This is a genomic window from Kouleothrix sp., assembly GCF_046328425.1.
Taxonomy (GTDB): Bacteria; Chloroflexota; Chloroflexia; order Chloroflexales; family Roseiflexaceae; genus Kouleothrix.
In genome coordinates this window covers 1-13,563 of record NZ_JAXLWP010000035.1, presented here as the reverse complement: position 1 = coordinate 13,563, position 13,563 = coordinate 1, and the positions used below count along the sequence as shown (strand labels likewise).

The 13,563-nt window shown below is 68.7% G+C and carries 12 protein-coding genes; 4 read left to right on the top strand and 8 right to left on the bottom strand.

Annotated features, from left to right (window positions below; all coding sequences use genetic code 11):
* Positions 1 to 267 precede the first annotated feature (267 nt).
* Positions 268 to 1,392 carry a Gfo/Idh/MocA family protein gene (locus U0177_RS25215; RefSeq protein ID WP_409573436.1) on the top strand — a complete coding sequence of 375 codons (1,125 nt, stop codon included), beginning with the start codon at positions 268 to 270 and terminating at the stop codon, positions 1,390 to 1,392.
* Positions 1,393 to 1,449: 57 nt separating this feature from the next.
* On the opposite strand, the gene U0177_RS25210 is transcribed toward U0177_RS25215, so the two are convergent.
* From U0177_RS25210 to trxA, 6 genes are all read right to left on the bottom strand, one after another.
* Positions 1,450 to 2,883: a DJ-1/PfpI family protein gene (locus tag U0177_RS25210; RefSeq protein WP_409573435.1), complete on the bottom strand. Its 1,434-nt coding sequence runs from the start codon at positions 2,881 to 2,883 to the stop codon at positions 1,450 to 1,452.
* 55 nt (positions 2,884 to 2,938) lie between these two features.
* Entirely contained in the window at positions 2,939 to 3,442 is a 504-nt protein-coding gene (locus U0177_RS25205) for a hypothetical protein (RefSeq protein ID WP_409573434.1), read from the bottom strand.
* 314 nt (positions 3,443 to 3,756) lie between these two features.
* Positions 3,757 to 4,404 carry a response regulator gene (locus U0177_RS25200; RefSeq protein WP_409573433.1) on the bottom strand — a complete coding sequence of 216 codons (648 nt, stop codon included), beginning with the start codon at positions 4,402 to 4,404 and terminating at the stop codon, positions 3,757 to 3,759.
* Positions 4,401 to 5,519: a sensor histidine kinase gene (locus U0177_RS25195; protein WP_409573432.1), complete on the bottom strand. Its 1,119-nt coding sequence runs from the start codon at positions 5,517 to 5,519 to the stop codon at positions 4,401 to 4,403. The genes U0177_RS25200 and U0177_RS25195 overlap by 4 nt, the downstream gene beginning before the upstream one ends.
* Positions 5,520 to 5,687: 168 nt before the next feature.
* On the bottom strand, positions 5,688 to 6,728 hold the full coding sequence (locus tag U0177_RS25190; protein ID WP_409573431.1) for an alpha/beta fold hydrolase: 1,041 nt from the start codon (positions 6,726 to 6,728) through the stop codon (positions 5,688 to 5,690).
* Between the two features lie 319 nt (positions 6,729 to 7,047).
* Positions 7,048 to 7,392 (bottom strand): thioredoxin, encoded by a 345-nt coding sequence (gene trxA / locus U0177_RS25185; protein WP_409573430.1) that lies wholly within the window; start codon positions 7,390 to 7,392, stop codon positions 7,048 to 7,050.
* A gap of 274 nt (positions 7,393 to 7,666) precedes the next feature.
* On the opposite strand from trxA, the gene U0177_RS25180 reads away from it, so the two are divergent.
* A complete protein-coding gene (locus tag U0177_RS25180) occupies positions 7,667 to 8,059 on the top strand; it encodes a MerR family transcriptional regulator (protein ID WP_409573429.1) in 393 nt (130 codons plus the stop codon).
* 91 nt (positions 8,060 to 8,150) lie between these two features.
* Here the strand turns inward: U0177_RS25180 and U0177_RS25175 are convergent, their stop codons facing one another.
* The gene (locus U0177_RS25175) at positions 8,151 to 8,537 is read right to left on the bottom strand and encodes a cupredoxin domain-containing protein (protein WP_409573428.1); all 387 of its coding nucleotides are present in this window, start codon (positions 8,535 to 8,537) and stop codon (positions 8,151 to 8,153) included.
* A gap of 194 nt (positions 8,538 to 8,731) precedes the next feature.
* Between U0177_RS25175 and U0177_RS25170 the strand changes: the two genes are divergently transcribed.
* Positions 8,732 to 9,679, top strand: a complete 948-nt coding sequence (locus U0177_RS25170; protein ID WP_409573427.1) for a glutathione S-transferase family protein — start codon at positions 8,732 to 8,734, stop codon at positions 9,677 to 9,679.
* 2 nt (positions 9,680 to 9,681) lie between these two features.
* Positions 9,682 to 10,197, top strand: a complete 516-nt coding sequence (locus tag U0177_RS25165) for a GNAT family N-acetyltransferase (protein WP_409573426.1) — start codon at positions 9,682 to 9,684, stop codon at positions 10,195 to 10,197.
* 241 nt (positions 10,198 to 10,438) lie between these two features.
* Here the strand turns inward: U0177_RS25165 and U0177_RS25160 are convergent.
* The coding region (locus U0177_RS25160) for a PAS domain S-box protein (RefSeq protein ID WP_409573425.1) at positions 10,439 to 13,563 on the bottom strand (3,125 nt) is incomplete at its 5' end.

Sequence of the window (13,563 nt, the reverse complement as noted above, 5' to 3'; positions counted from 1 at the left end):
GCGCTGGTGGCGCTAGAGCGGCGGCGACATTGCCTCGAGGATCGCGTCGGCGGCGAACTCCAAATCGAGCGGCTGGGCCTTGCCGCGCGCCACTGCCTCGCGCAGCAGCGCAGTGATCCGGGCGTGGCTCCAGCGCCCGAACGGGCCGCGAAACGGCCTTGCCGGCCGCGCGCCGGCGGCGTAGCGGCGAGCGCGTAGGCCGTACAGGTATAATAAGCTCTGCCGCGCGCCACACTACCGCCATAGGCGCGCCAGAAAGGAACCATGATGCCCCACCACGAACCGCTCCGCGTCGCGCTGATCGGCACGGCGCGGCGCTCGTATGGCCTGTATGCCCCGCTGCTGAAAGCGCTGCCCGACGTGGCGCTGGTGGCGGTGTGGGGCCGCAGCGAGGAGTCGGCGCGCCGGCTTGGCGCGAGCCTGGGCGTGCCGGCCTACACCGACCTCGACCGGCTGATACGCGAGACCGCGCCGCAGCTTGGGGTTGTGAGCGTGGCCTACGGCGCGAATGGCCAGGTTGGCCTGATGGCCGTCGAGCATGGGCTGCACGTGCTGCTGGAAACGCCGATTGCCCACGACCTGGGCGAGGCCGACGCGATTATCGCCGCCGCAGCCCAGCGCGGGCTGGCGGTCGAGGTCGCCGAGCAGTTTCACCGGCGGCCGCTCGAGCAGCTCAAGCTCAAGCTGATCGCCGCAGGCTTGTTCGGCCGGGTGTACACGTCGTTCAACGATTTCGCAGGCCACGGCTACCACGGCGTCAGCGTCATGCGCAGCTACCTTGGCTTCGACGCGCGGCCTGTGAGCGTCGCGGGCGCGGTGCAGCGCTACCCGCTGGCGCCGTACTACTCGCGCCTGGCGAATAACGCCGAGGCGCGCGACGAAACCCAGGAGCACGGGATCATACGCTACGACGACGGCCGGCTGGGCGTATTTCACTGGACCAACGTCGGCTACGATTCGCCGCTGCGCTGGTGGCGCAGCAGCCGCTTCCTGGCCGAGAAAGGCATGGGCGTCACCGTCGGCGTTGGCCTGGATGTCGAGGAGCGCCTGTCGCTGCTGGCGCCGGGCGGCGAGGCGCCGCGCTTTATCACCGTCGAGCGCCGCTGGGAGCGCGTCGACGGCGGCGCGCTGGCGGCGCTGATCGCCCACACCGGCGATGCCGACCTGCCGATCGTGCGCTGGGACAACCCATTCGTGCGCGAGGCGCCGGGCAGCACCCCGCAGTGGCACGACGACGAGATTGGCGTGGCGGGCTGCCTGATGAGCCTGGTCGAGGCGGTGCGCAGCCAGACGCCGCCCAGCTACGGGGCGGCGCAGGCCCGGCTCGACCAGGCGCTTATCCTGGCGCTACGCCAGTCGGCCGAGCAGGGCGGCCAGCCGGTGGCGCTGTAGCCGATGCTGGCGGCCGGGGCGGGTTCGCCGCCCCGGCCGCCAGCCTCGGCGCAGCCTTCATCCGAAATTGGCCTGAAAGCTGGCGCGCCGGCCCTGGCGGGCAGCCTTCGGCCCGCGCCGGAGCAGCCAGCCCAGCGCCGCGACGCCGGCCCCGCCGATCAGCAGCGGCATAGCCAGCAGCCCGGCCGGCCAGCCGGCGCCACTCAGGTGCGGCGTTCCGGCGCGGTACTCCAGGCGCTTGGCGGCAAAGCGGGCGAGCGCACCACCGCGCTGCGACGCAATATCTTCCAGCGCGCTCTCGTAGGCAAAGCGCGGCGCGGCCGGGTCGGCCAGCATCACGATCGGCGCGCTGCCAGGCCCCCGCTCGCCATTCAGCGCCGCCGCCACGCGCGCCACGCCCGCGCCGCCGGGCAGCAGCAGCCGCTCGACTGCGGGCAGCTGCGGGGCTTGCCAGCGCGGAACCAGCTGCAGGCCATGCTGCGAGGTGATCGCTGGGCTGGCGGCCATGGTATCGACCTGATATGCCCAGGTAGCCCCGTAGACTTCAAACACGGCCGCCAGGTCGATTTCGCCGACGCCATCGTAGAGCCACACCCCCGCCTGCGGCTTCGGCCAGGCGAAGGCCGCGTGGAGCAGCGCGATGCTGTCGGCAGGCCCAAAGCGGTACTGCGGCATGGCCGGCCTCTCGACAAGATCGAGCGAGGAATAGTGGATGGCGCGCGCGACGCGCTCGGCCAGCGCTGTGCCGTGCAGCCTGGCCAGCAGGTGCAGCGTAGCGTCGATCCCCGAGGTCAGGCCGGCCGAGGTCATGATCCGGCCGTCTTCGGTGTAGCGCACGCCGCGCTGCCAGCGCACCGCCGGGTATGCGCGCTCGAGCCGATCGATATCGCCCCAGTGGGCGGTGGCCGCCTTGCCATCCAGAACGCCGCTGGCCGCAAGCACCTCGGCGCCGGTGCACCACGAAAACAGCAGCTTGGCCTGGCTCGCCTGTGTGCGGATCCAGCTGCGCACCGGCTGGTTCTCGGGCGCGAGGATGGCCGGCATCGCGGGCACGACGACGATATCCGGGCCGTGGCCGAGCCTGGCTTCGAGCTCGCCAAACGAGTAGTGCGGCACAATATCCAGGCCGTCTGTGAGGCTGCGCAGCTCGCGCGTGGCCGCGACCGTGTAGACATTATAGGCGGCCGATTCGGCGAACAGCGTGTAGGGGCCAAGCACATCGTTGGTGTCGTTCAGGTCGCCCAGCACCACCGCCACGGTCGGCTTGTGCGGGTCGTAGGCCGGCGGCGCCTGCGGAACAGCCGCCGCACGCCGCGACGGCGGCGCGCCCGCACGGCTGATGCGCAGCGACATAGCGCATCCGACCGCGCCGGCCAGGAGGATCGGCAGTATAAATGCGGCGCCGTATGCGAGCGCCCTGGCGAGCCGGCCGGCCAGGCCGTGGCGCCGCGCTGGCTTGCCCGCCGCCTGCCCGATAGAAGTATTATCCATGGAATGTTCCTTTCGTTGAAACTTTTCTGTGTGCGGTTTTGCGCTCCTGCGGCGCTCAATCGCGCTCTGCTGCGCCATCGTGTTCGCAGCGCGAGCGGCTGGGGGCATGGCTCGCGTGCCCATGCGTGTGGGCATCGCGGCGATAAAGCATATCGGCCGCCATCGCCAGGATCATGAGCGGGTCGCCGAGCGCCTGGAGGGCTGGCAGATCGATCAACCCGCCCAGCAGCAGCAGCGTAAGCGCGGCTGATGGCATAGCCATAGCGACCGACATCTCGCCGCACGCGCGCCAGCTGCTCTTGTGGGCGTAGCGCATCAGCGCAATCATAGGCAGCGTCATCGACACGACCATCATCCAGTAGCCAAACAGCGGGCGGGCCTCCGTCAGCGCGGCGTAGCCGCTGCCCGCCAGAGCCGTGTGGAGCAGCGCGTGGTAGGCCGCCATCCCAAGCTCCATGGCCATAATCATCTGCAGCAGGTGCCACAGAAAGCGGCCTACGCTCGCCGCGCTTGGGCCTAGGCGCAGTGCCTGGGCGCGCGGCCCGCTATTCATTGCCATAGTTTGCGTCCTTTTCTGGCCGGAATGTGCGAGCTTGCCGCGCATCCGGCCGGTATAGCACAGGCTGCTTGCCGTGCGCCGGGGTTTCTTGCAGCCGCCGGCGCGACGAAACAAGCATACCGGGAAGAGCCATCCGGGGGATGATCCAGAGGTCACGACGCGTAGTCACGATCCGGGGGTGACCGGCCGAATTGGTGGGGTTTGGGGGCGGCTTCGCCGCCCTATTTCTTTTCTTGTGCGGCGCCCGGCACGCGGGCGCGCCTGAAAACACAAGTAATCAAACGGAGTTGGTATAAGAGCCTAAAATACTGGCTCTAGACAATGCCCAGGTCTTTGGCGATCAGGGCGGCCTGCGCGCGGTCGCGCGCGCCCAGCTTGCCGAGGATGCTGGTGAGGTGATTCTTGACCGTGCCCTCGGCCAACACCAGCGCTGTGGCGATCTCGCGGTTGGTGGCGCCACGGGCGAGCAGGCGCACGATCTCAACCTCGCGCTCCGAGAGCGGGTGCGGCTGGGGCGCGGCTGGTTGCCCGCCCAGGCGCGCCAGCTCGGCGACGACCTTGGTGGCGATCGGCGGGGGCAGCAGCGACTGGCCGCGCGCCGCCGCACGCACCGCCGCGTACAGCGTCTCGCCTGACACATCCTTCAGCAGGTAGCCGATCGCCCCCGCGCGCAGCGCCGCAAACACATCGGCGTCGTCGTCGAAGGTCGTCAGCACGATCACCTGCACGTCCGGATGCGTGGCGCGCACGCGCCGGGTGGCCGCGACGCCGTCGAGGATCGGCATGCGCAGATCCATCAGCACAACCTGCGGCCGCACTGTGGCCACGAGCGCGACGGCGGCCTCGCCATCGGCCGCCTCGCCGGCCACCAGCATGTCGGGCTGAGTGGCGAGCAGCAGCGCGAGGCTTTCGCGGAAGAGCGCCTGGTCGTCGGCCAGCAGAATGCGGATTAGCGTGCTCATCCCGGCACCTCCACGATCAGCGCGAGCCCGGCGCCGGGCTTGGTTTGCAGCGTCAGCGACCCGCCGGCCAGCTGCACGCGCTCGCGCAGCCCGATCAGCCCGAAGCCGCCATCGGTGGCGCTGGCGCCGCGGCCATCGTCGGCCACTGTCAGGCGCACCACCGCGGCGTCGCTAAAATCGAGCGTGAGCGCGACGTGGGCCGCCTGGGCGTGCTTGCGCGCGTTGGTCAGCCCCTCTTGCGCGGCGCGGTACAGCGCCTGCTCTTCGCGCGGCTCCAGTGGCCGCGCGTCGCCCAGCACGGCCAGGGTTGCCGCCGGCCCGTCGCCGCCCGAGGAATCGACCAGCTCGGCCAGGGCGGCGGGCAGCGGCTGCTGGCGCTCGGCGCGCAGCGCAGCCACCGAGCGACGCACATCGCCGAGCGCCTCGTGGGCGAGCTGCTGCGCCTTCGCAAGGATCTGATCGGCGCGCGCGCTGTCGGTGGCCGAAACGCCGCGCGCGGCCTGGATCTGCATGTGGATGGTGGTGAGGTAGTGGCCGAGCCCATCGTGGATCTCGCGCGCGATGCGGTTACGCTCGTGCGCCGTGGCTAGCTCCTCGCGCTGTGAGGCGTAGGCGCGCAGCGCCTGGTTGGCGCGCCCAAGCGCGGCGCGGGCGCGCTCGGCCCTGATTATAAAGAGCATGGCGACGAGAAAGGTGGCGCTTTCGCGCAGCACATCCGGCCAGGCCATGCCCAGATGCAGCAGCGGCAGCGGCGCGCCGATCAGCAGCGTGCCCCAGGCCGGCAGCGCGCGCACGCTCTGGCCGACGATCACCAGCAGCAGAAAGGTGCCGCCGACTATGCTGCCGCTGAATACCGCAGCGCCAAGCGCGATCTGCACCGCGAAGTAGCCCCAGCTCAGCCAGCTGCGGCGGCCGCGCTCGACTGCCGGGAAGGCCAGCGTGCCGAGCAGCACCACCAGCCCGCCGAGCGCTATGGTCGCCCAGCCCTGGCTCAGGCGGCCGGCGATCGCCAGGTCGGCGAGCACCAGCGCGTAGCTGCCGGCGAAGAGCCCGGCGAAGAGGCGGTTGGCGTTATCCGCCTGGCTCGGCGGCGAGTGTGCTGGTTCGCTATCCATAAGCCTGGCCTTGCAGCAAGATCGGGCGCCAAAGCGCGCAAACGCAGCCCCATGGTAGTATCAATGCCGAGCAGCTGTCAACGCACGGCCTGCTCGCATTCGGCCAGTGCAGCGCCGCCGTGCGACACGCGTCGCACCGCGGCGCTGGTACGCGGGAGCGACGCGCGCTCAGCGGGCTGCGGCCAGCACTTCGCGGATCGCCGCGATCACCACGTCGGGCTGGTCGGCATGGATGGCGTGCCCGCTCTCGGCGGCCACAACCACGCGCCCGCGCGGCGAGAGCGCGGCCAGCTCGGCCTGCATCTGCGCCCAGACCTGCTCATATTCGCGCGCTACTTCGGGCGTTACGTCGCCCTTGATCGGCGCAACCGCACGGCCATGGCGCACGACCACCAGCGGGATGTCGCCCAGGCTGTCCGTCCGCGCGGTTGGGTCGGCGTCGCTGGCCTGCATTTCAGCAAGAAACGTGCGGAACGTTTTGCCGCTAGCTATGGTGAGCGCGTGGGCCGCCGCCGCTGCGTCGGCGGGCAGCTGCCCCGACACCGGAACGATCGCCGGGAGCAGCGCCAGCAGCCCGGCATCGCCGGCCAGGCTCATCAGGCGCAGCAGGCGCGGCGCGCCCGCCATCGCGGCGTTGATCGGCGTGGGAAAGCGCGCGCTCTGCTGCTCGGTGGCCGAGTCCACCAGCACCATGCCGGCGACGTCGCTGGGGTGCGCCAGGGCGTACTGCCGGATGATCGGCCCGCCGAGCGAGTGGCCGACCAGCACATATGGCCCGGCGACGCCGGCGCGCTCGAGCAGGCTGTGCAGCTCGCCAGCCATGGCCGCCGCAGTGCGCGGCTGCGGGCTAGCGTCGCTCCAGCCCAGGCCGGCGCGATCGTAGACGCACACGCGCGCCTGCTGCGCGATCGCCGGCTGCACCAGCGACCAGTCGAGGCCGATCGAGCCGCCGCCGGCTTCGAGGATCACGGTCGGGCCACCGCTGCCCTGGCAGCTCAGGTGCAGCCGGTAGCCGCCGATGTCTACGAGCTGGCCGGTCGGTGGGTATTGGGCCCGGATGCGGCTCTTGGCCGCCGCGCCAGCCACCAGCAGCGTGCTTGTGAGCGCCAGCGCGCCTGCGGCAATCCACAGCAGTATCTTGCGCGCCCCGTGCCGCCATACGCGCGTGCGCCGCGCCGCAGGTACGCTTTCCGTCATACTGGTCGCCATCTCGCTACTCCTTTGCTTCGGCCGTGTCCGTTCGTGGCCGTTGAGCCCAGGGTAGCAGAGGCGCGCCACGCCGCCATCACCCCGCCAGGGTGATACGCGGCCCGCGCCCGGGTGATACCAGCTCGGTTTGAGCGCTTTCTTGGTGTGAAGCCTTGGCCGGCGAGTCCAGGCATGGCATCACACATAGGACTTGCGCAGTTGGCGTGCTCTGCCTTCGGCAGCGCGGTGCTTTCCTTGTGGATGTGTCCAATTTCCGCGCGGAGCGCGGAAATTGGACACGATGATCAAAAAGTATCGAACGGGATGCCAGCTTGCCACTTCAGCCCAGCAGCCTGTCGAAGTGCTCCTGGTAGGCGCGCTTCGTGCGTGCGCCGACCAGCCGCCCGACCTCGTGGCCGTTCTTGAAGATGATCAGCGTCGGCGCGCCCTGCACGCCAAACTGAACCATGGTGCGCGGCTGCTCGTCGACGTTCAGCTTGGCGATCGTTATTCTGCCGGCGTACTCGGCCGCCAGCTGCTTCAGGATCGGCTCGATCGCCCGGCAGGGCGGGCACCAATCGGCCCAGAAGTCGACTGCTACCGGCAGGGCAGAGGCCAGCACGTCGGCGGCGAAGCTGGCATCCGTCACGGCGATCGGCGTGCCCACGGCTGTTTCGGTGCTCATTGTGCGAAACCTTTCTTTGGTAGTAGGGCTTTTGCTATTCCCATCCTGAGCCTTCGGCAGAGCGGCACTCTATCTTCAGCTGTGCGCGGTTTTTCCGCGCGGAAAACCGCACATAACAGTCAAGAGCACGATGCTGCCGCAGGCAAAATGCACGCAAGCGAAAGCCCTAGGTAGAAGTAGGACAAACGCATTTGCCCCTCTGGCTCACCTATTTCCAATGAAGCCTGATATACTCTACATGTTCAAGTCGACTGGAAGTCAAGCGGGAATTTCGATGGAAGAGCTGACAATCAGCGAGGTCGCGCGGCGCGCGGGGGTGCGCGCCACGACCATCCGCTACTACGAGAGCATCAGCCTGCTGCCAGCGCCGCGCCGCGCCAACGGGCGCCGCCGCTATGACATCGGCATCCTCGATCGGCTGGCGTTTATTCAGGTTGCGCAGCGCCTGGGGTTCACGCTGAGCGAGATCGCGCTGCTGTTCGGGCAGCGCGACAGCGAGGCGCCGCTCGCGGATCGCTGGCAGGCGCTGGCGCGCGAGAAGCTCGCCGACGTCGATCGCCTGATTCGCCACGCCCACCAAGTTCGGCATGCGCTGCTCGGCGGGCTGCGCTGCGATTGCCCAACCCTCGACGCGTGCATCAACTGCGTACTGAAGCACTGTGCCTAACGCCCAACGCGCGTGTACCTCGGGCTTCGAAGCTGTCTGAAAAGGGAAGTGCGAAGGGCTATGCCCGCGCGCACCCCTTTCAATCAGGCTCTTAGGCCGGGCTGTACAGGCTCAGCGGGAGCCACAAGCGCGGCGTGAGGGTTGGCGAAGCGTCCGTGATAGTGATTGTTCCGGTCATCGCCGGGTGGAACGAGCAGTGATAGGTGTATGTGCCGGCCTGCGCCAGCGCTGTGCTGAAGCTTTTGCCGGGCGCGATCGTCCCCGAGCTGATGCTGAGCGTGTCGAACGTGACGGTGTGTGCAACCGAGCCCTGGTTTGTCCAGCTGACCTGCGCGCCGGTGGCCCCGCTGGCCGTGGCCGGCTGAAACGCGAAATCCACAATGTCGATCGCGGTCGCTGGTACGGCCAGCGCAACCCCCAGCAGATACCCCGCGAGCGCGAGCGCGGCGAACAGGGCGGCGGCGTTTCGTAAGCGCATGATTCTCTCCTCGGTAGCTCCGATCCGGCGTTGTCTGCCGTATATACGTCGTGCGGGCACGCCGCGCATCTCGGCCAGCCAATCTTCAAAAAGTAAATCGTGTTTCTTTGACATGTGCGCGAACTGCATATAGAATGCGTGCCGACACTGGCACGCGCCGGCAGCCGCTGCGCGCTACTTCCGAGGAGCACCGAATGACCGTTACCGCGCAGCTTCCGGCCGAAACCAGCGCCGATGGCGCGTTTGTGCGCCAGGCCTACACCATCCGCGATCGCATCAGCGCCGACGGATCGACGGGCTTTCGGGCCGAGCCGGGCCGCTACCACCTGTACGTCTCGCTGGCCTGCCCGTGGGCGCACCGCACGATCATTGTCCGGCGGCTGCTCGGCCTCGAAGACACAATCTCGCTCTCGGTCGTCGACCCGATCCGCGACGAGCGTGGCTGGGCGTTTCGCGATGGCGATGGCCACAGCCGCGACTCGGTCAACGGCTTTGCGTTTCTCTCCGAGGCATACCTGATCACCGACCCGCACTACACCGGCCGCTACACCGTGCCGTGCGTCTGGGATCGCGTGCGCGGACGCCTGGTGACGAACAACTTCCCCGACATCACGATCGATCTCGAGACGCAGTTTGGCGCATTCCAGCGCGCCGGCGCGCCCGAGCTCTACCCTGCGCCGCTGCGCGCCGAGATCGACGCGGTCAGCGCGCTGATCTACGACGACGTGAACAACGGTGTGTACAAAGCCGGCTTTGCCACCAGCCAGGCCGCCTACGAGCGCGCGGTCGATGCGCTGTTCGCCAGGCTCGACTGGCTGGAGGAGCGGCTGGCGCGGCAGCGCTTCCTGGTGGGCGATCAGCTCACCGAAGCCGATATCCGATTGTTCCCGACGCTGGTGCGCTTCGACGCGGTGTACTACGGCCACTTCAAGTGCAACCTGCGCCGGCTGGTCGATTACCCGAACCTGTGGGGCTACGCGCGCGACCTGTATGCGCGCCCCGGCTTCGGCGACACGGTGAACTTCGACCACATCAAGCGGCACTACTACATGACCCACGAGAAGCTTAACCCGTCGCGGATTGTCCCGAAGGGGCCGCTGGCCGACTGGGATGCGCCGCACGGGCGCGACACACAGGCGTAGATATGGCGATGCCTCTTTTTCAGGTTCGCGACGCCCTGCCGAGCGAGCGCGACGCGATCCGCGCGCTGACGTTCGCGGCGTATGGCCAGTATGCCACGGCGATGCCGGCTGGGGCGTGGGAGCCGCTGCGGCAGGCGCTGGCGGCGGCGCTGGATGCTGGCGGCCCGGCCGAGCGCATTGTGGCCGAGCAGGATGGGGAGCTGCTGGGCAGCGTGCTGCTGTTTCCGCCGGCTGGCGACACGGCCGATCGGTCGGGCGGGCGCATGCGCTGGCCCGAGCTTCGGCTGCTGGCGGTTGCGCCCTCGGCGCGCGGCCGGGGCATTGGCGGCGCGCTGGTGGATGCCTGCCTGCTGCGCGCGCAGCAATCCGGCGCGGCGGCGCTGGGGCTGTATACCTCGGATAGCATGCGCGTGGCGATGCGGCTGTACGAGCAGAAGGGCTTTCGGCGCGCGCCGGAGTACGATTTCCAGCCGAGCGGCGCCGAGCTGGTGAAGGCGTACTACCGGCCGTACGCCTAGCAGCGCTGCTTTTCAGGTAGCCACATTTGACACGAGCTACGTGGTGGGGTTCGGGGGCGGCTTTTCCGCCCCCGAAAACTTCCCTTTTGGCCAGCTGCGGCCACTGCTGGCAGAGCGGTACTTGTTCATGGATGGTGCTGAGATGTTGGCGCTTTGCCGCCAACATCTCAGCACTGCCGCAGGCAGAACCAGCCGATATCGCAGGCGACCGCGTAAGCCCTGTATTTGAAAGAGATTGCGGCTAGGGCTGCGTGCCGAGCAGCTGCTTCAGGGTGGCCCCAAGCTCCTTCAGGCTCACCGGCTTGCTGATATACGCGCTCGCCCCAGCCTCGAGGCAGCGCTCGCGGTCGCCGGGCATCACCAGCGCGGTGAGCGCGACGATCGGCGTTGCCGCGAACTGTGGCTGCGCGCGCAGCCGGCGGATGGCCTCGAGGCCGTCGAGCACCGGCATCTGAATATCCATCAGAATCACGTCCGGCCGGGCCTCGCTCGCGCGCTGCAGCGCCTCGGCGCCATTGCGCGCCGTCAGCAGCCGGTAGCCCAGGAACTCGATATAGTCGCCCAGCGCCGTGACGCTGATCTCGTTGTCTTCGGCCAGCAGCACGGTTCGCGCCGCGAGCTCGCGCGAGGCGTGCGGCAGCGCGGCCGCCGGGTCGTCGGCGTGCGGGGCACCTGCGCTGCTGGCCGGCGCCTCGCCGCCGGCCGGCCGGCGCCAAGGAATCGCCACGGTGAAGGTGCTGCCCTGGCCCGGCACGCCGGCGCTAGCCACGTTCACGCTGCCGCCGTGGCGCTCGCTCAGGCGGTGCACCAGCGCCAGGCCCAGCCCGGTGCCCTCAAACTGGCGCGCCAGCCCGCTGTCGAGCTGGGTGAAGGGCAGAAACAGCCTGCCGATATCGGCGGGCGCGATGCCAATGCCGGTGTCCATCACCGCGAAGCGGATCACCTGCGCCTCGGCGTCGGCGCTGACGCGCAGCTCGACCGAGCCGCCCGGCGCCGTGAACTTCACCGCATTCGAGAGCAGGTTCACCAGGATCTGCTTGAGCCGGCGCGGGTCGGCCTCGAGCTGGGCCGATGTATCGTTGCAGCTGAAGGCGACGCGCAGGTTCTTCTTCGAGGCCAGCTCCTTGATGAACAGCAGGCTCGACTGGCATATATCGTCGAGCAGCACCGTCTCGAACTGCATATCCAGCCGGCCCGCCTCGATCTTCGAAAGGTCGAGGATATCGTTGATCAGCGCGAGCAGGTGCCTGCCGCTCGACTCGATCGCGTGCACCCAGCTCAGCTGGCGCTCGTTGAGCGCGCCGCGTACCTGCTCGCCCAGCAGCTCGGACAGCGCCAGAATGCTGTTGAGCGGCGTGCGCAGCTCGTGGCTCATGGTCGCTAGAAACTCGTCTTTCGCGCTGAGCGCTTTGGTGAGCTGCAGGTTGGCGCGGCTGAGGTCGGTGGTGCGCTCGGCCACCAGCTGCTCGAGCTGGGCGTTCCAGCGGGCGTTCTCGATCGCCAGCGCGGCGTAGCCGGCCAGCAGCATCAGCGCCTCGACATTCTCGGTGCTGATCGGCCGCCCGCTGATCAGGTTGTCGACGGCGATCAGCGCCACCGGGCGATTGCCAACCCAGCCGGCTAGCACCAGGTGGTGCTTTACGCCATACATCCGGTGCTCGGGCGGCAGCTGGTAGTCCTGCGTGTAGTCCTCGGAGACGCACAGGCCCTGCGGGCCGTTGAGCACCTGCTGCCAGGGCTTGGCGGTGTCGGGCTGCACGATCCAGCTGATATCTTCGAGCGCGCCCTCGCGCGTGGTGCCGATCGTGCCGAGCACCTGGCCGGTGTCTTTGTCGTGCAAGAACAGCCCGACGCGGTCGAAGCCCAGGCCCTGCCTGATGCTGCTGTAGATCTGGAGCAGGCAGCGCTGGAGGCCGGCCATCGGCGTGATGATCTTGCTGAGCTGGATCACCTTCTCGAGCATGGCGCGGTGCGCGGCGTCGCGCGCCTGGGCCTGCTTGTGGGCGGTGGTGTCGGTGATAAAGCCATGCCAGAGGGTGCTGCCGTCGGCCTCGCGCAGCGGGTTGGATTTGCCCTCGACCCAAACTTCGCCGCGCTGGGGATGCTGCAGCCGGAACTCGACGCTCCAGGGCTCGAGGGTGCGCGCCGACTCGGCGAGCGTGTGCTGGACGTGCGCGCGATCTTCGGGGTGGATCACCTCGAACATGCGCGATCCATCCGAGCTCACCTCCTCGAATCGCAGGCCGTAGATCGCCTCCCAGACCGGGCTGGCATACGACATGTACATCGTGCCGTCGGGGCGCTGGCGCAGCGCGCACAGGCCGCCGGGGGCGGTGACGGCGATCTTGGCGATCTGCTCTTCGAGCTCGAGCTTCTCCTGCAGCGTCTGCTCGATCAGCTTGTGCTCGGAGATATCGAGGCAGAACGCCAGCAGGTGGTCGCTATCGATTTTGATCGCCCGCAGCGACACCCACACCAGCCGCCCGTTGCGGTGCTTGAACTGGAACTCGCCCTCGGCGGCGCCGCGCGCCACGACGGTGGCGAAGGCCTGCAGGCCGGCGGCGCGGCCCTCGTCGGGGAGCACGTCGGCGATGCCGATCTGCCGCAGCTCCTCGGCACCGTAGCCGAGCAGCAGCTCGGCGGCGTGGTTGCTCTCGGTGTAGCGCCCGTTGCGATCGGCCACGAATATGGCGATCGGGGCGTGCTCGATGTACGATCGGAACCTGGCCTCGCTGGCGGCCAGGGCCAGCTCAGTCTGCTTGCGCTTGGTGATATTGTTGAAGTTCGCGATGATCGCGCCGACGGCCGGTTCGTCGAGCAGGTTTGTGGCGCTGCAGGCCAGCCATTGCCACGAGCCGTCTTTGTGGAGCGCGCGCAGCTCGATGCTGCGCGTGGCGCCTGGCTGCCGGGCTACGTCGCTGAACAGCGCCATGGTGCCCGCGAGATCCTCGGGGTGAACCAGCTCGAAGCCGTTGCTGTTCAGGCGCGAGCCTGGTGGGTAGCCCAGCGCCTGCTCGTAGTTCGGGCTGTTGTAGATGATGTGCCCGTCGGCGCTGAGCAGCGCGATCACATTGGCGCTCTTTTCGATCAGCGCGCGAAAGCGCTGCTCGCTGCGCTCGAGCGCCATGCTGGACTGCTGGCGCTCCGCCAGGGAGATCGTGCCCAGTGCGGTGAGCCCCAGCCCGGCGATCAGCGCGATCCACGGCAGCCAGGTGCGCCTGGTGCCGGCGTAGGCCGGCGCTGGCCGCACCACCAGCTGCCACTCGTGGCCGCCGATGTCGAAGCTGGCGGTGTAGTGCGTGCCTGCCAGCACAGCCGCCTGCGATGCGCCGGGGGGCGGATTGGCGTTGGTGTACACCAGCCCGT